The organism is Alphaproteobacteria bacterium SS10 (genome assembly GCA_019192455.1).
Taxonomy (GTDB): Bacteria; Pseudomonadota; Alphaproteobacteria; order TMED2; family TMED2; genus TMED2.
Genome location: JAHCML010000006.1, coordinates 35,970 through 62,636 on the forward strand (window position 1 = coordinate 35,970; position 26,667 = coordinate 62,636).

Genomic DNA, 26,667 nt, shown 5'->3' on the forward strand with positions numbered 1-26,667 from the left:
CTAGAACTGCCTTACATCATCCGAACAGCAAAAAACGACCAAAATCCGGATGGATTAAAACTAACTACCACCAACAATACACGATTTATAAATATCTCGCACGAAATTACCTGATCACAAATACGCGCTTTGAGGCATTTTGCGGCGGTTTTAGGCTACATCTTCGTGTGATGGCGCTGCGACCAAATCCCAGGTCTGCTGGAACAAACGCTGCCCACCTGAGCACTCACCGGACCCATCATCGTAAAGGCTCGCCAAACAGCCAGAGGAGCAAACCTTACGGAACTGGCAGGTTTGGCAGTCCCATTGGCGCTCTGCCCGCGCTTGCTCATAGTCACCAAAGGCAAGTATTTCGGTCGCGCGCTTATTATCGATCTCAGACGTAACGGCAGTACAACCGGCCTTGTAGCCATTAGCATCGATCGTGTGGAACTTAGTGTCGCAACTACCAGACCAACAGCCATAGCCCCCGGCTTCACCGGCCTGAAGACGATTAATGCTCTGAATCAGACCATCTAGCGGCGAGACATGTAGACGATCGCTCGCCTCCACTTGTTCGCGCGTCTCACAATAGCGCCAATAGGCCCGCATAAAGCGGTTCATCGCGGCGCTGTATTCAGCATTATTCAGGCCAACGCGGTCCCAGTTCTCTCGCGCGTAGCCGGTTTTGGTGACACGCTCGAGATGTACACGGCGTACACCTCGCTCTTCCATCATCTGGAAGAACCGATAAGGGTCGCGGAAATGCTCAACAAAGGTACGGGTAAAAGTCACGACCATATAGGGGTCGAGGCCATCAGCTAGCAGCCGCTCAAAATTATTCCAGAACCGAGATTCATAAACCTCGTTGGATTGCCGATCATTGGCGCGTAACAGCCGAATTTTGGGGTCCCAAGACACCCCAACCTCGCCGCCAAAGTACTTCTTGTAAACCGGGATCCAAGGATCGCCATAGGTCATCAGGTTGGTCTGGATACCGTGCTGCCATTGATAGTCGCCACCAGCGGCCTCAACCGTATCAATCGCTTCCGCAAGCCATTCAGCACCGAAGATTGTCGGCTCACCACCATGCCATTGCAGCAGGATATTCGAGCCCTTCGGTGCGAACTTGGTCAGCTGCTCTGGGATCGCGGCCAGATCATCCTTACCCATCTTCTTGGGGTTGGAAGGAATAAAGCAGTGCTCGCAATGAAGATTGCAGCCCTCAAAAACCCGAACGTAAACCAGGTGGTCAAAGGCTGGGGCGAAAGGCAAACGTCCACTCATGCCGCTGCCCCTTCCTTGGTCTTATCGCCTGCCTTATCCGCGGCCGCTGCACCGTCGGTATCAAGCCCAGCCTGAGCGGCAGCATAGATATTGCTCGCGGCACTGAATTTCTCGCGAAGCGCTAAATCCAGATCCAAATAGGCAAGCAACGGTGCCTGCCCGCGATCCGTAATGAACTGCCGGATATGGGTCAGGAATGTTTTGTAGCCGGAGCACTCCACCTCACCATCTGGAACACCATTCGGTGTGATGGGGCAGCCAGAGTGGCACCAATTGCTGTTCTCACAACCATGGCAATGGTCCCGCTTATGGCCATAGCTCTGCATGCGAAGCCATTTGCGCCGGAACGAATTCTTGGCAAAGCCTTGGAAGCCACCTTCCACATTGCCGTAATTCTCTTCCACCGTTGATTTATCCGGGCAATTATTGAGGGAGCCATCTGGCTCAACAACCACGAAGTCAGACTGGCAGGTGGTGCCCCAACGATCACCAGGCGCCTGGAACAGCACGCCCATAATGCCGGCTTTCACAGCGCCGATGATTGGCGCCTTACCATCCCGCTCCATCCGCTCCATCACGGCATCAAAGAGGCCCATGAGGAAGTAGGAGTGCTCAAGGTTATTGGGACGATCATCAAAATACGTCTGATAGGAGTTGTAGCGGTCCAAATTGACCACCTCGAACTCGCGCTCAACAAACCAATCTACTAGCTCTTGCTCGCGGCCCAGCTCCTGCCGTGTCGGCACAACGCCAGGCACCACATTGATCCCATCACCGCGCACGCGCTCAACCTTTTGCATCCAAAGCTTGTGGTAGTTCTCCACCGAGCCCTTGATCTGCCGTTGGCTGAAATCAATTGAGGAGCCAATCTCACGGCCACAACGCTCAATCACCCAATCGCGATACTCATCACGCCATGGGATAAGGGATGTTTGGATCGCCTGGAAGTTATCGGGCAGGACCTTGTCCAACACCTCACCCGCTTCCCAGTACCATTCAACTGGAACCGTTAGCGGCTCACCACCATGCCAGAGGACGAGCGACGCATCCTTGCGCTGGGCCTTCTGCATATCGGCGATCAGGGTGCCTGCCTTGGCCAGCACGTCATGGCTCATCCGGAATTTATTGGCGCGCACGATCTCCGGCAGGTAGCAATGGGTGCATCCCACATTGCAGTAATTTGTCGGCTTCACATAAGCGACAATCATGCGGCGATCTCGCGGTTCAGGTTGCGCTTGCGGCGCACCTCCTCGGGGTCCAGGCCGTATTTGCGGATGGCGCCATCCGCCTCACCATTGCGCACGGTCTCTTTGATGCGGTCAAAGACCATCATCCAAGCATGGCAGTAGTGGAACTTGCCGCCCAGCCCATGATTGTACAGCACAGCATCGCGCATGCAGCCGCCCTCACACTCACCGAAGTGGCGGCAGCTTTGACAATCGAGCGGAAGGTCGACGCGACGACGGCGGATCATGGCGGCCGCCCGTGATTTCATCAGCTCCGGAATGGTCATCTCATTGAGATTGCCAAACATGAACTCTGGATCGCCCAAATCCGCAAACTCTGAGCAGTTATAGGTATCGCCATTCGGCTCCAGGCCCAGGAAATGACCGCCGCAGGATCTGGTCCAGGGGCAGCGATTAACCTCAAGGGCAATCACCTTCTTCAGCATCTCATCGAGCGGGGTAATGACGAAAACCGGCAGGTCTACGATCCAGCGCTCATAAAGCTCAAGCAGCATCGTGCCGTAATCATGGGGGCTAATCATTTCCCCATTACCCTCATCCCGCCCCGCCGGATACCGGTAGTTGAAGCGGAGATGCGGCGCCTTATCGCCATAGGCTAGGCTACGGTCATACATCTCATGCGCCATGGGCGCGGTTTCGGTGGTGTAGGTGCCAATGATCTTCGGATAGAAGCCATCGTCGAGCACCTCCTCTAGCCGCTTATAAAACAGGCGGGTGTAGAGGGCTGCCGAGCCCTTATAGATGCGGTTGGTTTCATCCGGATCGAAGGATGTTGAGACCGAACCGTTGAAGATGTCTTTAAAGACGTCATACCAACGGTTGTGGTTATAGCTCAGCAGGTTCGTCTGGATTGAGAAGTTGATGTTGGGGTTCTGCGCCTTGGCATACTCCCAAGCCTGCTCATAGAAGTCAGGGCCAAGCAGCATGGGCTCACCGCCATGCCAGATAATGTAAGCCTGGTCGGTTAGATGCGGGCCAATCTTATCGAAATACCGCTTAAAATCGTCAATCGACCATTTCGGCACCCCGTCAGGGGGCGCACTGCAATAGGTACAGGCCGCATTACAAACCTTCGTTGGTTTGGCGATTACGGTAGAGATCATGCCTAACCCCATCCCTTCCCCAATATGACGCCCTCCATTTGAGCGTTGGTCCGACTGACCTCGGCAACCACCAAAACACTAGCGGTTGCTTAAAAATTTCCCCAATTTCAACAGGATAAAAGAAATGAAAACGGGCGACCAGCATTTTCGGCCTGGTCGCCCGTCACATAAATGTTTGCTCGCCCTAACCCACGGGCAATCGCATTACAGCTGGCAGTAAACCGTCACAACCGCAACGCCGTTTGTCATCTGACGCCATGGTGCCAGATCATTCTTCTGACGCGCTTCCATGACAAGGGTGCCACCGCCGGTCATATACACACGACCCTGGGTGTTGTTGTCATAGTCACCACCGGCAAGCTCAGTACCATCAGCTGGATTGATGTCGTCGATATCGGTAACGCGAATGACGTCATCCTGGGCCGTACCGGCACCATCACCATCCTGAAGCTGCGTGATACGGGTCTGCGCAATCATGACCGGCGTCACCCACCATGCTGGGGTTGCAGCGTAGAAGATGGTGCCTGCGCCACCACCCGTTGGGGTCAGGCAGCGATTTCGAAGCGTTGCACTAACGGTTTGACCATCACTTAGGACCTCAACGCCAGAAACAATCAACTGCTCTGAGACGTTGGTGTCGCTCAACCAAACATCACGGCCGCGAAGATAGATATCATCAACGTCCAGGTAAGACTGATCAGCACCAAGTGGTGATGCACCGACCAGCGCACCAGCACCAAGCTTCAAGGCACCATCGGCCGCAGCTGATTCAGTAAAGAACCGCATCCGGTTTCCACCGGCAGCATTGTTCACAATGAGCGATGGCTGGGCGGCATCGCTCTCACCGCGCAAGACCACACGGTTGGTACCTGCCTGATCAAGGATCCGAACGACATTCCGGGTCGCATTTGAGACGATCTGCATCGTGTCGGTCGCTTGACCATTATTGCGAATACCGAAGGTGTTGTTGCCATCGGAGTAAGCAATCCGACCGTCATAGTCCGCGCCGAGTGAACCGGTCCCCTTAAAATCAATGAAGGAGGTTTGGTTGTTACCGCTACCGATCTCAACACCGCCATCATTTGGATCAACGAGGAAATAGCCACCTGCGGTTGGCGTATTCGCATCAGCAGCGGACAGGCGGAACTGACCATTGTTGCTGTTCACGATTGCACGCTCGACACCATCAGCAGCACGCCAGTCCTGGACCCCGCTTGCGGTGTCAAATTGGCGCCGAAGGTTACCGGCAGCATCGTTCAACCGCTCTACACCTGCAGCGGCGTCGGTCTCGAATTCATAACGAACCGTTCCGGCAGTATCACGAACCCGAACAAACGCGCTGTTACCAGAACTCACAAACTGATTGCGGTTCCGGCCAGCTGAGTCAGACATAACCACATTGGTATCAGTGGCATTATAAATGGCAGCGAGACGATTATTGGTACCGTCCGAGAACACCAGATTACCATCGGCACCAAAGTAGTCGGTACGGAACCGGTCATTAGCACCGTCATTCAACTCCAAGCGCCCCGAGCCCGCCCCATAGTTAGCGGCAAAGCGTGAGTTCGCGGCTGTATCGTTCCCAATGGCAATCTGACCCGTTGTTGCATCGTAATCAGCAAGAAGCCGGCGGGAACCGCCATCATTCATCGACAAGCGACCCGTGAGGGCAGTGTAGTTGGACACGAACCTAGGATCGACACCGGTTGTGTCATTACCAATAGCAATCTGACCTGTACCCCCAGTGTAGTCGGCAAGCACGCGCTGGTTGCCACCGACATCGGCCAACTCGACACTACCGGTTGCAGCGTCATACTGGTTCATCACCCGTTGGGTCGCCCCATCATCACGCATGATGTTCTGACCAACATTCCCATCATACCGAGAGACAAAACGCTCTGCATCCGCAGCCTGGTTGACTTGATCGCGAACTCCAAATCGACCAGCGGTTGGGCTGTCATATTGCTGAACAAAGCGCTCAACGCCGGTTTCGTCACCAACACGAACCAAACCACGAGCGTTGCTAGCGGCTGTACCAGCAGCATCGAGGCCAAACTCTGACCGCAGACGCTCGTTATTCGCATTGTCGCGCATAACGAAGGTGCCGGCCTCTGGAATGACGCCGTTACCGGCACGGTTCTGGCCATAATCGAACTGCACACGATCCCGGACACCACTGGCATCGGTCATGGTGAAGTTACCAGCATCAGGGAGAACGTTACCGGCACGGTCAAAGCCGTAATCCAGACGCATCCGCTCTTGCAGGCCGTCGTTGAAGAACGTCACGCCCCGGGCGTTACCACCTTCAGAGGTGTAAGACGTCTGGGCACGTGGGGCCGCAGCAACACCATCGCGAAGGGTAATGTTACCGGCAGTTGGCTCACGAGCGTTCAGCTCATCAAGCCCGTAATTCAGCTCAATCCGGCGGGTTGCCAGGGCGCCGGTATCGGTACCCGCGCTGATTTGGCCAGCTTGGCTGCCCGTATCGTCAAAGGTGAAGTTCCCACGCTCTATGTTGGCCGCATCATAAAGCTTAAAGCCTGGGTCGGTAGATCGAACACCAGCGGCTGGTGCCACCAGTGCGACTTCAACACCATCCACATCGAGGCCGGAATCCAGAATCGCACGCTGACCATTCGGTAGGGCACGATTTGCAGCCTCAACCCGCTGCTGGGCGCGGACACGCTCTTCAGCATCGACGAAGCCAAAGATTGCATCACCACCAACGATATTCACATTGCCGCGGGCGTAAGCAGCGTTGGCACCAGTCTGGTTGTCGTTACCAAATCGAATGACGTTCTCATTCGTTCCGGCCCCAACAGCTGGATCGAAGTTACTATCCAGTTCACCATCAGCGTTCAAATCAACACGCGGCGCTGCAGCCGGGGCAAACACGGCAGGTGCCGGCAGTGGCACTGTATTTGTCTGGAGGCCGTTTTGCCCAACTTCCGGGTTGCCATCCTGGGCGAGCGCAGCACCATTCAGCGGCGCACCAATTTGGGCCACGTTGGCCAGGCCAAACTCACCCATATTGATGTTGGCATTCATCTGCTGGGCTTCTGGCTGCCCTGGAATGCTGTTCCGGTATAGGAAGTCGGCAACGACGCCACCTTCACCAAAGAACGCCATGGCGGCTAGGCCACCACGTTCTGGTGGAACACCGAGATCTGCGTTATCCAACTCCCAACCACCGAACGCACCATAGGTGGTGTTATCGGCATACACCCCAGAGACATCAGAGCCGAAACCAAGTTCGGTCGGGTCAGCAGCACGCCAACCGGCGTCGGCGCCAACGGCAGCCGCGATCTGGGCCGCAGTTGTCGGCTCAATATGTTCATAACTGCCGGTGCCGTCATCCTCGGACACCACCTGCACCCGCAGACGCTCACCGCCAATGTTCAAAACATATATATTGAGGTCGTGGCCAAAGGCGTTCTTGCGGATATCCGCGCCATCAAAGAAACGGGGATCCAGATAACCATCAAGAGCATCATCATCCAACTGCTGGGCCGCACCGCCGGCAACCGGGTCACCGATATCGGCATTACCGCCATCGATGATGTCGCCATAATTATCGATAACGTACGCGGCGGCGGCATCACGAACAGCGGCCAATTGCTGTGCCGTTTGTTCAGCCTTAACGCGCCGGAGGTTATCAACCTGCAGATTAGCAATCGCGCCAAGCCCAATACCAAGGGTTGCAACGCCCAGTATCGCTTCAGTCAAGCTGATACCGCGCTGCCCAAGAGGCTTTTGAGAGTTAATTTTTTTACTCATTTCCAAATCCCTCAAACGAGAAGGTTAATCGCAGAAACCATCGTCAAATTCATCGCCGGTCCCCGGCAGCCCATCGGCACCAAGAACATCATCGGCTTTCTTACACACCACGTAAACCGGCACCCCATCAGGGATTAGGTTGTTCCCACCACGATCGACGAGCGGAATGTTCACGATCGCTGAAATCTCATTCGCATCCAGCGTACCGTGATCCATCGCATCATCTGGCGGATTTTGCAGATCAAAGGAACGGGCCAGCTGAATGTGCTCAACCCCACGACGGGTTAATGTACCACCATCATTGATGCCGAAGTTAACCGTACCATTGAATGCCCGGCGAAACCCCTTAGCGAAATCATCAACGCTGACCGTCTCCAGAAAGTTCTGCCCGCCAGGTGTGCGCGGCACGTTTTCGACAAAACCGATAATTGCCGCCACTTCACCAGTACCGGCGCCTAGGGCATCAACCTGCTCAATAACAGCGACACGCCATGGGCCGTCCGCCGTATAGTTGGTTGGCAAAAACCGACGAACAGGATCCGCAGGCCCGAGAAAAGCCGGATCAGTTACCGCAGCGTCTGCGTAGTCGGAATTGGTCAGGAACGTCTCGAAATCGGCGACATCCATTACCCAATAACCAGCACTTGGGTTACCGGGATCGGCAAGCTCAGCCGCAATCTCAGTCTGTGCAAGGGCAATTGGCGGACCGGGAATAGGCCAGGTGCGTTGATCAATCGCATAAGTTGAGAGGGCCGACTCAACCGAAGCCACAAACCGGGCCATGTCACGGCCTAGACCGTGAGAGTAGGCATCATGCGGCTTCTCATAAACCAGGGGAGCATCACCTGGTGATTTCGCTTGGAATGGGTTGCTCAACGATAGGTAAAACGCGGCAACCACTAAGGCGATCAACAACGCATACATATCAGCACCTCCCGATCACAAATCGGTGGCTGAAATCGCTGGAAAAACCTGTGTTCACCCTGATCACTAACGGGACCCCCATCCCACAACTCGGACACACAACACTGCCACAAACCCCATGGGCAGCACTAAATCATCCGCTAAAGCACGGGGCACTGCAACTTAAAAGTTTGTTAAAATTGTATCGTTAACGCAATTTGCGGCAGGTTTGGCGCAGTCACCGGGAGCAAAGCAAAGGCTTTAATTTCTGCGGATTTTGGCAATCGCCGCCCCAAAAACGGGCATGGCGCTATCCCGCGCCGCAATATTCCTGCGACAGACAGATGACGATGGCGGGGGCGTTTTGGGTCGTTTGATCGAATGGCAGCCCGCGCAAACGCCCAAAACCACGCTCAACCCCAGGATGGGTAAAACTGTCGGTTAACAGGGAGCCTTGGCTAAGCAAACCAACCGTTACTTGGCCACCAGCGGTCAGTCGAAGGCCCCTCGCAATATCAACGGGCCGCATGGTTCGCGGCAGATTTGCCTGGTTCACATAGGCAACCACGGCGCCAATGCCTGGATCCGTTTCGGTGGCGGCAACCCCACTTCCCGCCTCCTTCACCGGCAGAAGATAGGCACGCCATGGCATTGTTGGGTTGTAAGAGGCTGGCAAAACCGGGGCATAGCGTGGGTTTTGATCCAGGGTCGCGACCGTAACGGCGTTCGGATAACGCGGCAAACTCTCCGGAAACTGGTTCAGCCGCGCCATTACAGCCTCGGCAAATACCGACAGGCTATGGGCGTGCACCTCCGCCTCCGCGGTTGATGCGGCCGCCGGTGGGTTCATAAAGGCAAGCTCGTCAAACGCCTCCCGGTCGGCTGGCAACATAAGCAGCACGAACAGCGAAAACATAAGAGAGATCATGACCGGATACATGGGGTGAGCTTATCCCAGTTTACGCCCCGACAAAATGGCGATTAGGCACGCTGTGAGGCGTCGGACTGACAGAAGTTTCATAGAACAGTCACAGAAACTTTCCGGCCTAGCGCGTAGTACAAACGCGAAAGGTCGCGTATCTTAAAGACAGATAACGCAGCCTCAAGTGACTGACGAAACGACAAAACATCGATCACATGGCGATCCTAGGCCGCACACAGCTTATCCCAATTTCGACCGGCAATCCCGGCGCGCACCAGCCGCTTGCGAGCGATTTTCCTGAGATGGTGGTGCTCTGCAAAAAGGATGAGGATGGGCAGTCCGTCTTTCCCAACCGGAAAGAGTTCTATGATGCCGGTAAAGAGGGGCGGATGGAGATGGCGACCGAGCCTGCCATGACCCTCGATGATCACCTAACCGCCTTCCTCGCCGATCAAACCCATGCGGATCAGAAGCTTAAACTGATGGCCGCAACGGTTATCTCACGGCTGACCGACCGTGGGGCCTTCGATGTCCCTGGCAAACCGGCGGTTGAGATTGTGGTGCCGCGTAAGGCCGCCACCGATGGCAATATCGCGGCCGTTGTTCTGGGTGAGCATGTCGCCGACCGCCTAACCAGGCTGGCCCCTCAGATTGAGTGGAGCGTGGCCTATGATGTGGTCCATCAGGCACCAGAGAACGTCACCAAACGCGAAGGCGCGCGGCGCGATCCAAGCTACCGTAAGGGCAAGCTGTACATGGCGCCGGACAGCTTCTTTGCCGATGACCGGGCGAAGTATGTAGTCGCGGTTGATGATGCGACCCGGTATGGCGGGTCATTCCGCGATCTAGACCTATTCGCCAAGCAAGGCGGTAAAGAGCTGTTGGCGGCCGCCGTCTTTGAGGCTTATGAGACCACCGATCTGCGCCCAACCGCGCAAAACATTGCAAAGCTGCGCAAAGCTTTTGGTCCGGAAGGTCTTGCCCAGCTAGACCAGAGCCTGCATGCGGTGAACCTAAATGTCAGCGTGCTGACCAACGCAGAGGTTGAATTCTTTGCCGAGGGCCCAATCCCAGGGCTCGAGCAGGCCGGATCACGGGCAGAGGCGGCTATCACCTATCTTGCAGAGGAAGCGGCCAACCGGCAGGAGCCCATGGTTCTCCGCACCTCCGACCCATTTGTGCAGTCTGTCGCGAATGGTGAAACCGCGCGCGTCTCGCGGCGCCCCGCGCTGGCTGGTGCCAAACCAGAAATCGCTGACAAATCAGCGCCTAAGGCAAGCCAAAGAGCTGAGGGCGGCCCTGCCTTCGGTGGCGGCCCGGTCCCCGCCTAACCCTTATTCAGCAGCGCCGATACGCAGGGTTTCTTGGCGGTCGTCCAGATCGATGACCAGGATTTCATCGCGCCCATCAGCACCGGTAAACCAAACAGCCAGATTATCGCCGTCGAGTTCAATCTGACGGATGTCTGCGCCCGCTGGTAGTGCCACCTGACTCTTAGATTCGGACAGGTCAGAAGTTTCACCGGTCGGTTTTGCGGTTGCACCGATGGCATCGGCCGTCACATCGGCGGCGAAGTTTCCGGCCCGTTTGGCAACCTCAACGCCCAAGATGATCAAGCAAACCACGATGGCGATCCCCATCCCGACGATGGAACCAATGAGCAAACGTTGTTGGGCCATGTTGGACCTGTAATGAATGGGTGGCGGGCGTTCAAATCTGGCGGTGATCCATAACCACAGTTTGGGTTGAGGCCAAGCCTCTAGCATCAGAAACCCAGTTCGACATTGACGTAGGCCAGCGGATTGGCCACCAAGCCAGGCATGACTGACGAGCACCAAACAGATGAAGCGCTTACCGATGACCTCGCCGATGAGGATGCGTCAGCCATTTCGGTTGAAATCGGCGAGGATCAGATTGGCAATCGCCTCGATAAGGCGCTGGCCGGGACACTTGCAGATATCTCCAGGTCCCGCCTTCAGGCCATCATCAATGATGGCGGATTGGTGGATACCGATAGCGGCACAACAATCACCAACCCGGCGCAGAAGCTTACCCGGGCTCTTAAACTGCGTTTAACCCTACCTGAGGCCGTAGAGGCAACGCCTGAGCCCGAGGATATCCCCCTCAACATCGTCTTTGAGGATGAGCATCTTTTGGTGCTGGATAAGCCAGCCGGCATGGTAGTTCACCCAGCGGCGGGCCATGGCCGCGGGACCCTGGTGAATGCCCTTCTCCACCATTGCGGCGATAGTCTTTCCGGCATTGGTGGGGTTCGTCGCCCCGGCATCGTGCATCGCCTCGATAAGGATACGAGCGGCCTGATGGTGGTCGCCAAGAGCGATCAAGCCCATCAAGGCCTGGCGGCCCAGTTTGCTGACCGATCCCTCTCCCGCCGTTATACCGCGCTGGCCTGGGGCACACCATCGCCGCGTGAGGGGCAGATTGACGCCGCAATTGGTCGTCATAACCAAGACCGCAAACGCATGACGGTGCTTGAGCATGGCGGCAAACCAGCCATTACCCATTACAAGGTGACGAAGGTTTTTGGCCTGCTTGCCGCCGCCGTGGAATGCCAATTAGAGACCGGTCGAACGCACCAGATCAGGGTGCATATGACATCAATCGGTCACCCAATTTTAGGAGACCCGCTTTACGGTGAAACAAGAGCCGCCCGAAAAGCCCTGAAACGGGCACCAGAAGCGGTTCGCAAGGCCATTCCAGAGGGGCGCCAAGCCCTTCACGCCCACGCGATTACTTTTCACCATCCGATCACGCAAACCCGCCATGATTACACATCGCCGTTACCCGACGATTTGCTCTTGCTAATGGACCAGCTGCTCACCATGTAGGAGGTAAGCGTTTGCCGAGGTGAGCCGCACGTTGTTGCGTCAGAGCGTCAGCGGTGATGATCCCGGCTAAACTGAACTGACCATTTGGGGGCACACCTGCCATGAGCAATATCTCGGTTCCTGTTCTTACCGCTGAGAGCAATCTCTCTCGCTACCTCGCCGATATCCGTAAGTTTCCAATGCTCACTCCTGATGAGGAGTTCATGCTCGCTAAGCGCTGGCAGGAGCATGAGGATGTCAACGCAGCCCACAAGCTCGTCACCAGCCATTTGCGCCTCGTCGCCAAGATCGCCATGGGCTATCGCGGCTATGGCCTACCGGTCGCTGAGCTGATCTCTGAGGGCAATGTCGGCATGATGCAGGCGGTTAAGCGGTTTGACCCGGATCGTGGCTTCCGCCTCGCCACCTATGCGATGTGGTGGATCCGCGCCTCTATTCAGGAATATATCCTGCACTCTTGGTCGCTCGTGAAGATGGGCACCACCGCTGCACAGAAGAAGCTGTTCTTCAATCTGCGTCGGCTTAAGGGACAGATGAAAGCCATTGAAGATGGCGACATGACGCCTGAGCAGGTCGAGGAAATCGCCACCAAGCTCAACGTCTCAGAAGATGATGTGATCATGATGAACCGGCGCCTGTCTGGCCCGGACAACTCACTGAACGCACCGCTTCGCGCGGATAGCGAGGGTGAATGGCAGGATTGGCTGGTCGATGACCGCCAGGTTAGCCAAGAGACCGCCGTGGCTGAGGAGCAAGAGCTGACCCAGCGTCGGCAGATGCTGCAGCTGGCGATGCAGACACTCAACGACCGTGAGCGGCACATTCTCACCGAGCGTCGCCTGCGTGATGATCCGCTGACCTTGGAAGAGCTGAGCCAGCAGTACGACATCAGCCGTGAGCGGGTTCGTCAGATCGAAGTGCGCGCGTTTGAGAAGCTGCAGAAATCCATGCGGAATGCCGCGGTTGATCAACGGATCAGCGCGTAAGCAGCGAACATAATATTAAAAAACAAAAGCCCCGGTCATCGCCGGGGCTTTTTGCTTTGCGTTCCGTGGTTGGCTCTAAGCTGCCGCTGCCTCATTGGCCTGCTCACGGACCCGTTGCGCTTCTTTCAACGCCTCTCGAGTTTCTCGCCGCTCAACCTCAATACGGTTAAGGTCGGCCCCCCATTCTTTGAGAAGGTCAGCCCGATTACGGCGCAGCTGCTCTAGGCGCCGCTGAGCGGATGACACCGAGAGATACGAGTAAAGCGCAGGAATGCCATAGAAGATCAACCAGCCAACAGCTGCGGTTGAGTACATGATCAGCCAGTTAACTGGGTCGGTGATCAGGAATAGGGCCAAATCATAGCCATGGCCACGGATCCACAGATCCATAAGTACCGCAGACACGCCGACCATGTTCATGCAGCCAACCGTGACGGCACCCAGTTTTTTGGATTCCGTATCACTGTAGAAGGCAACGATGGTTGGCAACATACCGGGGACCAGGATCATGGTGGTCGGGTAGAACGCCATGGCAGCGGCTATCGTGCTCAAGCCCAACATGATTTGGGTCGGCGTAAGTTTACGCTTCTTCCGGCCCTTCTTCTTGGGCTTCATGGCACCCATCTTGCCCTGATCGTTGGCGGCTAGATTGGTCATCAGATGCCCCCAAACATATAGTAACCAATGACACCAAAGGTGCCGAGTGCGCCGAGCATGCCTGAAACAACCGCCGCTAGCTCACGTCCAAAGCCACGGGCCAGAAGGTCAGGATCGCTGATCTCTTCCTCAAGCTTGGCAATCTCATCAACGATTTTGGCGAACTTTGCCTGGGCCTTACCGTATTGAACCGCATCCTGGTTCATGGTCGTCGGGTCATCCAAGGCCTGGGCGATCGGCGTGATCATCCCTTCCTCGGCAAGCTCTTCGACCTTTGCCTTAAGCTTCTTGCGAGCATCGTGGTTGTGGAGGCGGTCAATCGCCGGATCAGCCAAACCGACAATCCATTTCGACAGGCCAGGCAGCTTCTTATTGCCCAAACGCTCTTGCATCGAGCCTAGGATCTGGGCCATCGCAACGACCGAACGCCCGGGATCCAGCTGATCATTCAGCGACTTAAGCAGCCAATCTTCCAGCTTTCGGAAGCGAACCATCAAGAAGGCCGCGATATGGGCATCGATCGGCATGCCATGGCGGCTTTTGACCGGCGCCAGGCGCTCAAGCGCCCGTAAAAGATCATTAGGCGTCAGCACATAATGCTTATCCAGCATCGGGCTTTGGCATGGGATGCTGTCATCAAGCTCATATAGCGCCCGCTCCAGCCCAAACCCGAACCCAGACCGCTCAAGCAAGTTACGCAGCTGCTCCAAATCCATCGGCTTGGAGGATGGCTCAATCTTGTGCTTCTTCTGAAGCATGCCCCAGTGGCCAGACATGCCAGCCAGGATCATCTGCACCGGCGCTGAGGGATCGCGCTTATTCACCACGGCCTCGGTTAGCAAGCCACCAATGCCACTTGGGAAAGCAGCGCGGCCTCGCAGCCGGATTGGTCCATCCGGCGCCATCGCAATACCGCAACGGGAAACAACAACCTCAGGCTCACGCTGGTTGCGCGGCGCGTTGCCAGCGGCCTCTAACTCGGCCACAACAATCTCGGTGATATTCTTCTCACCCAGCGCCCGGCGCATCCAGGCCTCAACCTCGCCCTGCTCATAAAGCCGGTGGGCGGTCGCCGGATCGCGGCTCAGCACACGGGCTAAGCCACGGGCTTCCCAAGCCACATGGGCGCCAAACTCAAACGGGCGAACAGCCTTACGCGGCGGCTCAGGTGGGCGTGGACTGAGGCGTCGTCCACCTAGCCAACTCTCGATATCCTCAAGCGTCCAACGCTCAAATGGATCATCGTTCAGCAAACCACGCAGTGGCTCCAACATATTGGTTGGTACCCGGCTCTTCTGAACCAGCGCGTAGAAGCTGCCATAGACTAGCTTACGGTCGAGGATGTCTTCATCACTCATACCCGCCAGCGGCGGCTCACCCTGCAGCAGGGTGAGAATGGTCATACCGAGCGCATAGAGATCATCACTGGTTGCCCCAACGCCGCGACCGGCAGGATCTGCCATGCCGCGCTGCAGGGTTTCATAGAGAACAGGTTGGTGATAACCGACCGGTTGGGTCACGCATTCGCCGAGTACGACGCCTTCCGCTAACCCCTTGGGCGCAAACATGTTCGATGGTCGAATGGCACCGTGGCAAATCTTCCGGGACTCAAGGTCACGCAGAACGGACACCATCGGGGCAATAAGCTTTTGGGTGACCTGATCGTGGGTCCAAATCTCCCCACGGCCATCCTCACCGGTCAGGCGGCTGCCAACCGGGCGTTGGAACAGCATCACGACCCGCTGCACCTGATCCGGTGGCCAAACCACGATGCCAGAATGGGCAAGCTTGATCAGATGGGCGTTGTCCAGGCCCACCATCGACTGCAGGATTGGTAGCCGAACCGGCATTGGCCCCTGACAAACCAGCGCGAAAAGCTGCTTCTTAGGGTCGGTTTTACTACGTGCCTCAAAGGCCTTTGTGCCCGGGCTTGAAAGTGCTGGAAGCGGCTTTTTCGGATCGACCTCGTAAGCGCCGCCGATGGCGACCACAGCGTTTGAGCCAGGCGCAGAGCCGCCCGGCGCCTTACCGGCACCGGCATTCTGATCTGGCTTGGTTTCCGCCTTTGCCTCGCTCATACGCGCAGCTTGGTCCCGCTATGCGGCGCCCAGGAAAACAGGCCGCAAACAAGCGGCATAATTCACCGGCTCCGCGAATTACTTAAAATTCGATCCTTTAATCTAGCAAAAACCCTGCCGTCCCGCAGCACCGCGCAACGCTTTCACGCAAAAAGCCAAAGCGGTGGCAGAACTCCCTCAGAATTGGGCAATTTAAGGCTGATGGCCGTCAGACCGCGAAAGGATCGGTCATCAGGATGGTGTCATCCCGCTCTGGGCTAGTGGACAGCAACGACACTGGCGCCTCGATCAACTCTTCGATTCGCCGGATATATTTGATTGCTGTCGCCGGCAATTCAGCCCAGCTTCGCGCACCTTGCGTACTCTCAGACCAGCCCTCAAACGTCTCATAAATCGGCTCAACCGCCATTTGGAGCTTATGGGCCGCGGGCAGGTAATCGATCACCTCACCATTCAGCTTATAGCCCGTACAGACTTTGATCTCGTCCATGCCATCGAGCACATCAAGCTTGGTAAGCGCGATCCCGGTGATGCCGTTAATCTTCACAGCCTGGCGAACCATGACCGCATCAAACCAACCGCAACGACGCTTACGCCCGGTGACCGTACCGAACTCATGCCCTCGCTCACCGAGCAGCTGACCAACGTCATTGTCTTGTTCAGTTGGGAATGGTCCGGCGCCAACACGGGTCGTGTAGGCCTTGGTGATACCCAGCATGTAGTTGAGTGAGTTCGGCCCCATGCTGCCACCCGTTGCCGCCTGGGCCGCAACGGTGTTGGAGGAGGTGACAAACGGATAGGTGCCGTGATCAACGTCAAGCATGGCGCCCTGGGCACCCTCGAACAAGATCCGTTTACCCTCAGCGCGCAGTTGATCCAGGCGACGCCAGACCACATCGGCATAAGGCAGGATTTGATCGGCCAGCTCTGTCAGCTCACTGACCACCTGATCAACTTCGAAGGTGTCGGCGTCATGGGCCGACAGCACGGCGTTGTGGTGGGCCAGCAGCAGCTTCACCTTCTCTTCTAAAACCTCTCGATCAGACAGGTCACAAACCCGGATCGCCCGGCGGGCAATCTTATCCTCATAGGCCGGACCAATACCGCGACCGGTGGTGCCCAGCTTGTGTTCGCCGCGCAGACGCTCTTTGAGCGCGTCAATTGCGCTGTGGATCGGCAGGATAAGGCAAGCATTCTCAGCCACCTTTAGGCTGGTGGCATCGATCTTCAGCCCCTGCTCACGCAGCCGGTCAATCTCAGCCAGTAGCGCCCAAGGGTCGACCACCACACCATTGCCGATGATGGAGAGCTTGCCTGGGCGTACAATGCCTGAGGGCAGGAGGCTCAGCTTATAGACGGTGCCGTCAATGACCAGGGTATGGCCGGCATTGTGCCCCCCTTGGAAGCGCACCACCACATCGGCCCGGCTGGACAGCCAGTCAACGATCTTGCCTTTACCTTCGTCGCCCCATTGGGAGCCGACAACCACCACATTTGCCATCGCCGTATTCCTATCGCCTTGGCTTGATTAATCTGTCTTCGTCACTGGCTTGGCCTCATTGCCTTGCCAAAAATGGGTGCAGCGTTGGGCCACTGCAAATGCCGCAAGTTCATCCGGTTGATCGCCCAGATCGCGGATCACAACCCAACCCTCAGCGGACAGCTTTTGCCGCTCTGCTAAGGTCAGGCTAGCCGGAACGGCAAGGCGCTTTTCTTGGTCAGCAGCAGGCAGCGCCCGCATAATTGAATCCATAAACAGGGTGAAGCCAACGGCAGGTTCACCGAGGGTTGCGAGACGATTGGCCGCCTCCCCCTCAACCCGTTTAACCGGTTCTGCCCCCATCACACCGGCGGAGCGGTAACGCCCGCCGCGCCCCAGCTCACCCCGGACATCGCGGGCAAACAGGGTGAAACTCAACCCCGTCTGATACTCAAAACCGCGCCGCTCCAGCGGGTCGACGGTAATGGTGAGATCGGGCAGATCGCGCTGAACCAACTCAACAACTGAGATCAGACGCTGTACATCGCCCTTAAGGCCCGATGGCATCTCAACGGCCTGCAGTGCCGGAAGAGCTGTTGATACGGGGCCTGACGCATTCAGCAAGTCGGCAAGCACTCGGCTAACTGGGCTCTCAACCGTCAAAACCGCCTCACGGTCACGGCGTCGGACGGCCTCTGCCAGATCCGCCAAATCGTCACCCGTCAGCCCGCTGCCACGTAGGAAATGTGGCTGCAGCGTGGGCAGGCATAGATCGATGGAGAGGCCCTCAATATCGAGCTGGCGGAGGGCGGCAACCGCCATGGTAATGATCTCAGCATCCGCACTGGCCTCAATGGCACCGATTAGCTCTGCGCCCACCTGACAAAACTGCCGCTCTGGTCGCAAGTCAGTGCCATTGACCCGCACCACCTCACCGGCATAGGCGAGACGTAAGGGGCGGGCATGGGCCTGTAGGCGTGAGCCAGCGATGCGGGCAATCTGCGCGGTGATGTCAGCGCGCAGGCCCAGCATCTTGGACGACACCGGGTCCATCAATCGGAAGGTCTGGGGTGCTAAAGCGACACCGGGGCCAGACATAAGCCCGGCCTCAAACTCCATCAGAGGCGGCTTAACCAGCGCAAAGCCGAAGCCCATATAGGTGTCGATAAGCCGATTAACCGTTGACCACTCAGCAGCGGCCATCGGCGGCACAAGATCGCTCAGCCCGTTGGGCAGCAGGGCGGGATGGGTGGTTGGTTCCACGGGATTTGATGCAGGTAAGAGGTTGATCAGTAGGCCAGAACTATCGCAAGTCGGCGCACATCAGACGATGCAGTCCCCTCTTGCGGGAGTGTTCTACTGAATAAACACTGAAAGCGATAGTACCGAGTTGTCCTCGAGGCCCAAGGTCAACGCATCTTCAATCCACAGGATGTCAGTCTTGACCGGTGACGGTAGCTGTAACTGGCCGATTTCAACCAAATCCCGGCCATTCATGGTCATCACACGAAGGGCCCGGCGATCCAGGGCTGGAACGATCAAATCGGGTCGATTGTCACCGGTAATGTCGCGAATAATGTTCATCGCCGTTTGCGGTGAACCATGGGCGTGGTTTGAGAAGCCAGTCATCCGCGCCAACTCTTGAAACCGGCCATTGCGGAACTGGTGGACCGATAGGACCCCCTCAATATGCGGCAGGTGAACGACCGCAATCTCGGGATACCCATCCTGGTTGAAGTCACCGACACCCACCGGGTTCAACCAACGGTTCTTGCGACCGGTACCCAGCCCCTCACCGATCATCTGGAGGCGGGTCACGCCATTACCAAGATCAACTGGCTTATAGATCTGCAGCACGCTGCCACGCTGGGCGTTTGAGTTGACCACCAGCACCTCATCGGTGCCATCACCGTCAACATCACCGATTGTTGGCTGCAAACCTTCGAAGACGGATCCATCGCTCAACCGAAAGGCTGACACCGCACCATTCTTCAAGATTACCCGCAGGGCGCCAGCTTCAATATTGTCGCCAAGGGCGCCATGGGGATAACGGCTAGTTGGCTGGATTAACCAAGCCTCCTCGATTGTGTTCTGCCCCTTACCGGCGCGGCCATCGGGGATCACATCACGGGCTGGCAGAATGATCTCAGACTGTTGGGTTAGTGGGCGGATCGCCATGCTGTTGAACGTGCGCTCAAGCACGAACTCACGCCGGGTGTCAGCGACCACGCGCGGCTCACCGGCATCGGTGACATAGATTGACCGCAGGCCCGGGCGAATGATCACCGACCGACCGCGGGCGACCACCTTTGGCTCCATGTTCCGACCCGCGCGGTTTAATGGCTGCGGGTCGTTCATCTGTTCATTCTGGGTCGCCGGTATCTGCTCTGTTTGCGCCACGGCAGATGGGGCCAAGAACAGGGTGAAAGCGAACAGGCTGGGGATCAGAAGACGTGAGAGCATGATGGCAATCAGGCTTGAGAAATGGAAAACGGCCCAAGCGATACGCCCAGGCCGTTTCAAGTCTAGTGACGGTAGAAGGTGAGTCCAGATACCCCGGCTTAGAAGCTGAGGGTACGTGCCTGGATCACATTCGGCAGTTTGGAGATGCGACCCAACAGACCTTCATCAATCCGTTGGTCCACGGCGACGATACAGATGGCCTCATCACCCTCTGCACGACGGCCGAGGTCGAAGCTGGCGATGTTGATATTGGCGTCACCCAGGGTACGGCCGAGATTGCCGATGAAGCCTGGCTTGTCGTCGTTGCGCACGAACAGCATGTTGGAAGTCACTGAGGTTTCGACGGAAACGCCTTCGATCTCGACAATGCGTGGGCGATCACCGGCCATGAGGGTGCCGGAAACACGGCGCTTACGACGGTCGGTTACCACCTCGATTGAGATCAGGGTTTGGTAATCCTCAACCTTCTCAGTCCGGCTTTCGGTGACCTTGATATCCCGCTCTTTTGCCAGCACGGGTGCGTTGACCATGTTCACACTCTCAAGCAATGGGCCGAGGAGTGACTTCAGAATAATTTGGGTCAGCGGTTTGATATTCACCTCAGCAGCAGCACCGGCATAGGTGATTTCAACAGATTTGAGGCCGGATTCGGTGATCTGACCGGCGAAGCCACCCAGCTGCTCAGCGAGCGACATATAGGGCGCCAAGCGCTTTGCATCCTCGGCCGAGACCGATGGCATGTTGAGCGCGTTAACGATCGCACCGTCGAGCAGATAGTCAGACATCTGTTCGGCAACCTGCAGGGCCACATTCTCCTGCGCCTCATTGGTTGAGGCACCGAGATGCGGTGTGCAGATCAGATTGTCATGGCCGAATAGCGCGTTTTCCTTGGCCGGTTCTTCAAGGAACACATCCAGTGCAGCGCCAGCAACATGACCGGCATCGAGGGCAGCCTTAAGCGCCACCTCATCGATCAAGCCACCACGGGCACAGTTCACGATGCGAACACCCGGCTTCATGATGTCGAGTGCCTTGGCATCGATGATGTTGCGGGTCTGATCGGTCAGCGGCACATGCAGGGTGATGAACTCTGAACGCTTGAACAGGTCTTCCAGTTCAACCTTCTCAACACCGAGGTCGAGGGCGCGCTCTTCCGACAGGAAGGGATCAAAGGCGATGACCTTCATCTTCAGGCCTTGGGCGCGGTCGGCGACAATTGCACCGATATTGCCGCAACCAATGACGCCAAGGGTTTTGCCGGTTAGCTCAACACCCATGAACCGCTTCTTCTCCCACTTACCGGCATGGGTGGATTCATTTGCCTGGGGGATTTGACGGGCCAGGGCCATCATCATGGAGATGGCGTGCTCAGCCGTGGTGATTGAGTTACCGAACGGCGTGTTCATGACCACGATACCGCGTGCGGTCGCGGCAGGGATCTCGATGTTATCGACGCCGATACCAGCGCGCCCGATAACTTTGAGGTTATGGGCCGCTTCAAAGATGTCGGCATTTGGTTTGGTGGAAGAGCGGACTGCGAGGCCGTCATAGCTGCCGATGATTTCCTTCAGCTCTTCTGGCTTCAGGCCAGTTTTAACGTCGGCCTCAATGCCGCGCTGTTTAAAGATATCGACGGCCGCTGGGCTAAGCTCGTCAGCGATAAGGACTTTAGGTGCCATTGATTTGGTTTCCTTCAGGAATTTGGTCAGCCGCCCAGCCGCCATGCCCACGCGTGAAGGGGCATGACGATCTGGTGGCGAAATGAGTTGGGTTACGCGGCGGCGCGGGTTTCGCGGATGGAGGCTAGCGCCCAATCCAGCCATGGCAGCAGGGCGGCCATGTCGGCTGGATCAACCGTTGCACCACCCCAAAGGCGTAGGCCTGGAGGCGCTGCGCGATAGCCAGCGATGTCGTGGGCGACACCCTCGGCATCCAGCGTGGTCGCAACCTGCTTCGCGACAGCGGCCTGATCATCCTCAGACAGCGAGGTGAACCAAGCATCCGTAATCTTCAGGCAGATTGACGTGCACGACCGCGTCGCAGGATCAGCGGCGAGGAAATCAAAGCTATCGGATGCTTCAACCCACTCGGTCACAGCCTTCAAGCTGCTCTCAGCGCGCTCAATCAGGGCTGATAGGCCACCGATTGATTTCGCCCAAGTTAGGGCGTCGATTTGATCTTCCACCGCCAGCATTGATGGGGTGTTGATCGTCTCGCCTTTGAAGATGCCTTCATTGATCTTACCGGCTTTGGTCATCCGGAAGATTTTCGGCATTGGCCATGGCGGGGTATAGGTCTCGAGCCGTTCAACAGCGCGCGGGCTTAACACCAGCATGCCATGCTGGGCCTCACCGCCCATCACCTTCTGCCAAGAGTAGGTGGTGACGTCGAGCTTGTCCCAGGACAGGTCCATCGCAAACGCCGCTGAAGTAGCATCACAGATGGTCAGGCCTTCGCGGTCATCGGCAATCCAATCGGCATTTGGCACGCGAACGCCAGAGGTGGTGCCATTCCAGACAAAGACACAGTCGTTTTTAGGATCAACCTGGGACAGGTCGGGTAAGTCGCCGTAATCGGCCTGAATGGTCCGGCAATTCTCCAGTTTCAGCTGTTTCACCACATCGGTGATCCAGTCATTGGAGAAGCTTTCCCAACCGAGCATATCGACACCACGGGCACCGAGCATGGACCACATGGCCATCTCGACAGCGCCGGTATCAGAGGCCGGCACGATGCCGATCCGATAGTCGTCAGGCACGCCAAGGATCTCGCGGGTCATGTCGATGACCTGCTTCAATTTTGCTTTGCCTGGTTTTGAACGGTGGGAGCGGGCGAGGCACGCGTCTTTCAAGACGTCAGTCGACCAACCTGGTCGCTTCGCACATGGACCCGAAGAAAAGAATGGAACGGCGGGTTTTACCGCCGGCGGGGTAGCCTGCTGCATTATGGCTATTCCTTCCAGAATAGTTGCATCCCGTTGGGGGGATGTGACCCGCCGCAAACGCTATTGATGCCGCAATGCAGCGTCAAGGCTTAATGCCAAGCGGCACCGCCCAGCAGCCGTGCGGGTTTTGCATCGCAAGTTCGGAGATAGGAAGACAGAGCGGGTTAGAGCTATTCGGCCCTAGCGGTCTGCCACTCCGTTTTAAGCTGGTAATCGGCCAGAAGACGCTCAAGCGCGTGGCTCGCCTGCTCACGCACCCGCTCACTTTTAAAGCTCGCCCAGAAGCTATTGAAGAATTCTGGGTTCTGGATCGCCTCGGCAAGTTGCGCGCGCACCAACTCTTGTGCGCCACCGGCGCTGATTGGTGCTGGCAACCAAAGCTTCAACAGCTCAATCAACGGTCGATGGTCGTCCGGCTCTCGTTGCTTGTCCATCTGACGCTCAACGATTTCAGAGATGACCTCATCAATCCCGCCAAGGATCGCATCTTTAGATTCAGCGGCGAACTGGTAGCCACGCAGCCGCTGATGGAACTTAAGCAATGGCGGAACGGGCGCCATGAAGCGCTCTGGATCGGTGGTAAGCTCACGGGATATGTCGCGCATCGATACCAGCTGCGCCAGAATGCGGCCCAGTTGATCCCTATTCTCCAAGCTCCGCATCATCGGGAACAGTGAGCTGATTAAGCTCAAGCGTTCCGTCGGTTGGCGGTAACGGACCAGGACCCGCTGCATGTTCTCTGAGGTTAGAACGCGGCCAATGCGCTCCTGCCAAACGGCGGCGAGCTCGGTATCACCGATCAGCGATGGCGCGATCTGTTCGATCTGCGCACCAATGCGGTCAATCTCACTCAACTCGCTGATTAGGTCACCGCTGGTCGCGGAACCGCCATCGGCCTTTGCCTCTGCCACAATCCGGCGGCGGATCGCGGCCCGGCTACGCGGTAGATAGCCCGCATTCATCAACTCATTGATCGGGTCGAAATTGACGCCAATGCCCTTACCGCCATCGAACACGCCAACCATCATATTGGCGAGCAGCATCAGCTTCTGCACACCGGTACGACCGGCAGCCAGATCATTCAGCATGCCGCGCACCTGGATCATGCTGGCAAACATCCGGTCGAGCGGTGCTGCCTGATCACGGGTAACCACGGCATTACAGAGGCCAGATAAGCGGCGCAACTTAACGGTGAAATTCGGGCCATCAGCCAGATGGGCGGCAATCGCGCGGCCGATTTCAAATGGGAAGCGCGCACCGGTTGTGCGCTGTAGCTGGGCAAAAACCTCGACATAGTTGTCGGAAGTCAGCTCAACCGGCGGCTCGGCCTTATCCCGGAGCGCCATGTCATCGAAGAGCTTTTGCATCAGCTCTGTCATCTCACGCACCCGGTCGGGGCCCGCGAGGTCCATCACCTGCGCCTGTTGCAAGGCAATTGGCTGTAAGCCTGCCTGCATAATCTGCCAGGACTGGGCCAACGCCGCTCCCGCCCGGGGATGATGCAGCATCTCTTCAACGCAGAGCGACTTGCTGGTTAGGAACGAGGCGAAGCCCTTGTTCAGCTGATAGGATGCCAGCTCGGTATACATGTCATCGGCGTCATGCCAGAGAATGTCGGCGGGCTTGGCAACCGCCGGCATGGTTAGATCCATCGCCTCTGGTTGGTCTGACCAATAATGGACCACCACACCGTCGTGGAACTGGCTGCGGCCATCGACGGTGACACGAACGACCCTTAGGCACTCGCCATCATCATCGCCCTCAGCATTAAGTGGGGCGCCGTCGATCTGATCACCTTGACCATCGAGAACGTGGCCCAATTGGCGGCGGTCGAGACGCGCCTCCTCAATCAGCCAGATATCATTAATCAGCCGATGGGTTTGGTAATACACCTCATCAGACGGGCTAATGTGAGCAGCCGGACTTAACATGTTCGGTCCTAATCTTGTCCCATGCGCAAGGCAGCCGGATGACACCATTCACTGGCATTTTCCTTCGGCCCTTCTCGCCTCACACACTTAGCCAATGATACCACGCGTCGGTTTATGGTTCGACAGTTGGATACAGTAGATTTTCCAAAGCGAAAAAACGCTTAAACGACCAGGGTTTCCGGGGCTCTTCGCTTAATCAGATGATTGAAACCAACCGTCATGACCTCAATCCCCGTCTGGTTATGGGTCGAATAATTGAGCACCACGGTACCGCGTTCAGAGGATGATTTTGACGCCCGGACGGCAGCAACCTCTAGGATGACATGCAGCGTATCGCCTGGGCGAACTGGGTGCAGCCAACGCACCCCTTCCCCGCCGCCACTGCCAAGGCCCGTCCCCCGAAACAAGCCGGTGTCCCAGACCAAGCGAAATGAAAGTGATAGTGTCTGAAAGCCGCTGGCAATCAGCCCGCCAAACGGGGTTTCTTTGGCGGCTTCAACATCAATGTGGAATGGCTGCGGATCGTATTGCTGGGCGAAGTCGAGGATCATGCTCTCGGTCAGCGTCGCACCCGCTGTTTTAAACCGCTGTCCGGGTTTGAACTCTTCAAAATAGCGGCCAGTGATGCCGGGGCCGGACAGATCGGTGATCGGGGTCTCGGCCATGGTGCCCTCTGGTTACTCTGCTGCCTGGGTGCTGCCGCCGGTAGCTTTCGCCGCCTCGATCGCATCCAAGATTCCGTCGACAGCTTGGTTCACCTGGTCGCTGTGATCACCTTCAGCCATTACGCGGATTTTTGGTTCTGTGCCCGACTTACGGACCAGCACGCGACCGCTATCGCCCAGCTGTGCTTCTGCGGCCCGGATGCTGTCCTGAACCTCAGCAGTTTCAAGCGGGTTGGCGCCCTCAAACCGGGTGTTCTTCAGCACCTGGGGCACAGGCTCAAACACCTCAAGCAAAGTGGCGGCATCCTGATCCTTACCAACCATGAGGTCGAGCACTTGAAGGGCTGCCAACAGACCGTCACCGGTGGTGCTGTAGTCACTCATCACCAAATGGCCCGACTGTTCACCGCCGAGATTGAAGCCCTGGGCCCGCATCATTTCAACGACGTAGCGGTCGCCGACCTGGCTGCGCGCCAGCGTTAAGCCAGCCGCCGCAAGACGACGCTCAAGGCCAAGATTGGACATCACCGTCGCAACCAGCCCGCCGCCCTTTAATCGATCCTGGGTAGCCCATTCGAGCGCCAGCAGGCCCATGACCTGATCGCCATCAATCACGCGGCCATGTTGATCAACCAGGATAATGCGGTCGGCATCGCCATCGAGGGCAATCCCAATATCCGCCCCCTCTTCAACCACCCGTTTTGATAGGGCATCAGGGGCCGTGGCACCCACATCTAGATTAATGTTGAAGCCGTCAGGCTCGGTGCCCAACTCAATCACCTCAGCGCCCAATTCCCACAGGATCTTAGGGGCCACGCGGTAGGCCGCACCGTTGGCACAATCTAAAACAACCTTCAGCCCATCCAGGCGGCGGCCATCGCTTAGGGTCTGTTTGACGTATTCCACATAACGACCCGCAGCATCTTCCAACCGGCTAGCCTTACCGAGGCTTGAGGCATCAGCGCGGTCATTGTCGAACCCCTCAGACAGCTTCCGCTCAATCTCCAACTCAACAGCGTCGGACAGCTTGTACCCATCGGCCCCAAACAGCTTAATCCCATTATCTTGGTAGGGGTTGTGGCTGGCAGAGATAACCACGCCCAGATCAGCGCGGAGCGAGCGGGTCAGCATGGCAACCGCCGGGGTAGGCATCGGCCCCACAAGGATGACATCCAAACCCATCGCGATGAACCCAGCGGTAAGGGCCGGTTCAATCAGATAACCAGAGAGCCGAGTATCCTTGCCAATAACCGCCCGGTGCCGGTGCTCACCGCGGTTGAGGACAGCCCCGGTCGCCATGGCGACGCGCAGGGTGGTCTCGGGCGTCATGGGCTCGAGATTGGCAGTGCCGCGAATACCGTCGGTGCCGAAATACTGGCGGGTGGTCATGGGGTTG

Annotated in this window: 20 protein-coding genes; 3 read left to right on the top strand and 17 right to left on the bottom strand. The window is 57.1% G+C overall.

Annotated elements, in window-relative coordinates; genetic code table 11:
* Positions 1-150: 150 nt before the first annotated feature.
* The 6 genes from KI792_10270 to KI792_10295 form a co-directional block, all read right to left on the bottom strand.
* Positions 151-1,266 carry a 4Fe-4S cluster-binding domain-containing protein gene (locus KI792_10270; protein ID MBV6633398.1) on the bottom strand — a complete coding sequence of 372 codons (1,116 nt, stop codon included), beginning with the start codon at positions 1,264-1,266 and terminating at the stop codon, positions 151-153.
* The gene (locus tag KI792_10275; GenBank protein ID MBV6633399.1) at positions 1,263-2,474 is read right to left on the bottom strand and encodes an SPASM domain-containing protein; all 1,212 of its coding nucleotides are present in this window, start codon (positions 2,472-2,474) and stop codon (positions 1,263-1,265) included. The genes KI792_10270 and KI792_10275 overlap by 4 nt, the downstream gene beginning before the upstream one ends.
* A complete protein-coding gene (locus tag KI792_10280; protein ID MBV6633400.1) occupies positions 2,471-3,616 on the bottom strand; it encodes a radical SAM protein in 1,146 nt (381 codons plus the stop codon). Before KI792_10280 ends, KI792_10275 begins: the two co-directional genes overlap by 4 nt.
* Positions 3,617-3,820: 204 nt before the next feature.
* Positions 3,821-7,393 carry a hypothetical protein gene (locus KI792_10285; GenBank protein MBV6633401.1) on the bottom strand — a complete coding sequence of 1,191 codons (3,573 nt, stop codon included), beginning with the start codon at positions 7,391-7,393 and terminating at the stop codon, positions 3,821-3,823.
* 24 nt (positions 7,394-7,417) lie between these two features.
* Positions 7,418-8,317, bottom strand: coding sequence for a hypothetical protein (locus KI792_10290; protein MBV6633402.1), 900 nt, complete (start codon positions 8,315-8,317; stop codon positions 7,418-7,420).
* 289 nt (positions 8,318-8,606) lie between these two features.
* Positions 8,607-9,212, bottom strand: coding sequence for a hypothetical protein (locus tag KI792_10295; protein MBV6633403.1), 606 nt, complete (start codon positions 9,210-9,212; stop codon positions 8,607-8,609).
* Positions 9,213-9,433: 221 nt separating this feature from the next.
* Here KI792_10295 and KI792_10300 point away from each other — a divergent pair, with 221 nt between their 5' ends.
* Positions 9,434-10,549 carry a hypothetical protein gene (locus KI792_10300; protein MBV6633404.1) on the top strand — a complete coding sequence of 372 codons (1,116 nt, stop codon included), beginning with the start codon at positions 9,434-9,436 and terminating at the stop codon, positions 10,547-10,549.
* A 3-nt stretch (positions 10,550-10,552) separates the two neighbouring features.
* Here KI792_10300 and KI792_10305 read toward each other — a convergent pair whose 3' ends face one another.
* On the bottom strand, positions 10,553-10,897 hold the full coding sequence (locus KI792_10305) for a hypothetical protein (GenBank protein ID MBV6633405.1): 345 nt from the start codon (positions 10,895-10,897) through the stop codon (positions 10,553-10,555).
* A gap of 141 nt (positions 10,898-11,038) precedes the next feature.
* Here KI792_10305 and KI792_10310 point away from each other — a divergent pair, with 141 nt between their 5' ends.
* Complete coding sequence (locus KI792_10310; protein ID MBV6633406.1) at positions 11,039-12,067, top strand: RluA family pseudouridine synthase; 1,029 nt, start codon at positions 11,039-11,041, stop codon at positions 12,065-12,067.
* 101 nt (positions 12,068-12,168) lie between these two features.
* Positions 12,169-13,053 (top strand): RNA polymerase sigma factor RpoH, encoded by an 885-nt coding sequence (gene rpoH, locus KI792_10315; GenBank protein ID MBV6633407.1) that lies wholly within the window; start codon positions 12,169-12,171, stop codon positions 13,051-13,053.
* Positions 13,054-13,128: 75 nt separating this feature from the next.
* Here rpoH and KI792_10320 read toward each other — a convergent pair whose 3' ends face one another.
* The 10 genes from KI792_10320 to KI792_10365 all read right to left on the bottom strand — a co-directional run bounded on the left by KI792_10320 (position 13,129) and on the right by KI792_10365 (position 26,660).
* Complete coding sequence (locus KI792_10320; protein ID MBV6633408.1) at positions 13,129-13,710, bottom strand: hypothetical protein; 582 nt, start codon at positions 13,708-13,710, stop codon at positions 13,129-13,131.
* Positions 13,710-15,788 (bottom strand): hypothetical protein, encoded by a 2,079-nt coding sequence (locus KI792_10325; GenBank protein ID MBV6633409.1) that lies wholly within the window; start codon positions 15,786-15,788, stop codon positions 13,710-13,712. Before KI792_10325 ends, KI792_10320 begins: the two co-directional genes overlap by 1 nt.
* A 208-nt stretch (positions 15,789-15,996) precedes the next feature.
* A complete protein-coding gene (locus KI792_10330) occupies positions 15,997-17,289 on the bottom strand; it encodes an adenylosuccinate synthase (GenBank protein MBV6633410.1) in 1,293 nt (430 codons plus the stop codon).
* Positions 17,290-17,316: 27 nt separating this feature from the next.
* Positions 17,317-18,471, bottom strand: coding sequence for an ATP phosphoribosyltransferase regulatory subunit (locus KI792_10335; GenBank protein ID MBV6633411.1), 1,155 nt, complete (start codon positions 18,469-18,471; stop codon positions 17,317-17,319).
* A 153-nt stretch (positions 18,472-18,624) separates the two neighbouring features.
* Entirely contained in the window at positions 18,625-19,731 is a 1,107-nt protein-coding gene (locus tag KI792_10340; GenBank protein MBV6633412.1) for a VCBS repeat-containing protein, read from the bottom strand.
* Between the two features lie 98 nt (positions 19,732-19,829).
* Positions 19,830-21,410, bottom strand: a complete 1,581-nt coding sequence (gene serA, locus KI792_10345) for a phosphoglycerate dehydrogenase (GenBank protein MBV6633413.1) — start codon at positions 21,408-21,410, stop codon at positions 19,830-19,832.
* 92 nt (positions 21,411-21,502) lie between these two features.
* The gene (locus KI792_10350) at positions 21,503-22,675 is read right to left on the bottom strand and encodes a phosphoserine transaminase (protein ID MBV6633414.1); all 1,173 of its coding nucleotides are present in this window, start codon (positions 22,673-22,675) and stop codon (positions 21,503-21,505) included.
* A gap of 170 nt (positions 22,676-22,845) precedes the next feature.
* Entirely contained in the window at positions 22,846-24,606 is a 1,761-nt protein-coding gene (locus KI792_10355) for a hypothetical protein (protein ID MBV6633415.1), read from the bottom strand.
* 161 nt (positions 24,607-24,767) lie between these two features.
* Positions 24,768-25,232 carry a MaoC family dehydratase gene (locus tag KI792_10360; protein MBV6633416.1) on the bottom strand — a complete coding sequence of 155 codons (465 nt, stop codon included), beginning with the start codon at positions 25,230-25,232 and terminating at the stop codon, positions 24,768-24,770.
* 51 nt (positions 25,233-25,283) lie between these two features.
* Positions 25,284-26,660 carry a phosphoglucosamine mutase gene (locus KI792_10365; GenBank protein MBV6633417.1) on the bottom strand — a complete coding sequence of 459 codons (1,377 nt, stop codon included), beginning with the start codon at positions 26,658-26,660 and terminating at the stop codon, positions 25,284-25,286.
* Positions 26,661-26,667: the final 7 nt, after the last annotated feature.

Bases quoted from the DNA above. Each gene is read 5' to 3' on its own strand.
- KI792_10270 (MBV6633398.1), bottom strand. From the start codon at position 1,266: ATGAGTGGACGTTTGCCTTTCGCCCCAGCCTTTGACCACCTGGTTTAC.
- KI792_10275 (MBV6633399.1), bottom strand. From the start codon at position 2,474: ATGATTGTCGCTTATGTGAAGCCGACAAATTACTGCAATGTGGGATGC.
- KI792_10280 (MBV6633400.1), bottom strand. From the start codon at position 3,616: ATGATCTCTACCGTAATCGCCAAACCAACGAAGGTTTGTAATGCGGCC.
- KI792_10285 (MBV6633401.1), bottom strand. From the start codon at position 7,393: ATGAGTAAAAAAATTAACTCTCAAAAGCCTCTTGGGCAGCGCGGTATC.
- KI792_10290 (MBV6633402.1), bottom strand. From the start codon at position 8,317: ATGTATGCGTTGTTGATCGCCTTAGTGGTTGCCGCGTTTTACCTATCG.
- KI792_10295 (MBV6633403.1), bottom strand. From the start codon at position 9,212: ATGTTTTCGCTGTTCGTGCTGCTTATGTTGCCAGCCGACCGGGAGGCG.
- KI792_10300 (MBV6633404.1), top strand. From the start codon at position 9,434: ATGGCGATCCTAGGCCGCACACAGCTTATCCCAATTTCGACCGGCAAT.
- KI792_10305 (MBV6633405.1), bottom strand. From the start codon at position 10,897: ATGGCCCAACAACGTTTGCTCATTGGTTCCATCGTCGGGATGGGGATC.
- KI792_10310 (MBV6633406.1), top strand. From the start codon at position 11,039: ATGACTGACGAGCACCAAACAGATGAAGCGCTTACCGATGACCTCGCC.
- rpoH (MBV6633407.1), top strand. From the start codon at position 12,169: ATGAGCAATATCTCGGTTCCTGTTCTTACCGCTGAGAGCAATCTCTCT.
- KI792_10320 (MBV6633408.1), bottom strand. From the start codon at position 13,710: ATGACCAATCTAGCCGCCAACGATCAGGGCAAGATGGGTGCCATGAAG.
- KI792_10325 (MBV6633409.1), bottom strand. From the start codon at position 15,788: ATGAGCGAGGCAAAGGCGGAAACCAAGCCAGATCAGAATGCCGGTGCC.
- KI792_10330 (MBV6633410.1), bottom strand. From the start codon at position 17,289: ATGGCAAATGTGGTGGTTGTCGGCTCCCAATGGGGCGACGAAGGTAAA.
- KI792_10335 (MBV6633411.1), bottom strand. From the start codon at position 18,471: ATGGCCGCTGCTGAGTGGTCAACGGTTAATCGGCTTATCGACACCTAT.
- KI792_10340 (MBV6633412.1), bottom strand. From the start codon at position 19,731: ATGCTCTCACGTCTTCTGATCCCCAGCCTGTTCGCTTTCACCCTGTTC.
- serA (MBV6633413.1), bottom strand. From the start codon at position 21,410: ATGGCACCTAAAGTCCTTATCGCTGACGAGCTTAGCCCAGCGGCCGTC.
- KI792_10350 (MBV6633414.1), bottom strand. From the start codon at position 22,675: ATGCAGCAGGCTACCCCGCCGGCGGTAAAACCCGCCGTTCCATTCTTT.
- KI792_10355 (MBV6633415.1), bottom strand. From the start codon at position 24,606: ATGTTAAGTCCGGCTGCTCACATTAGCCCGTCTGATGAGGTGTATTAC.
- KI792_10365 (MBV6633417.1), bottom strand. From the start codon at position 26,660: ATGACCACCCGCCAGTATTTCGGCACCGACGGTATTCGCGGCACTGCC.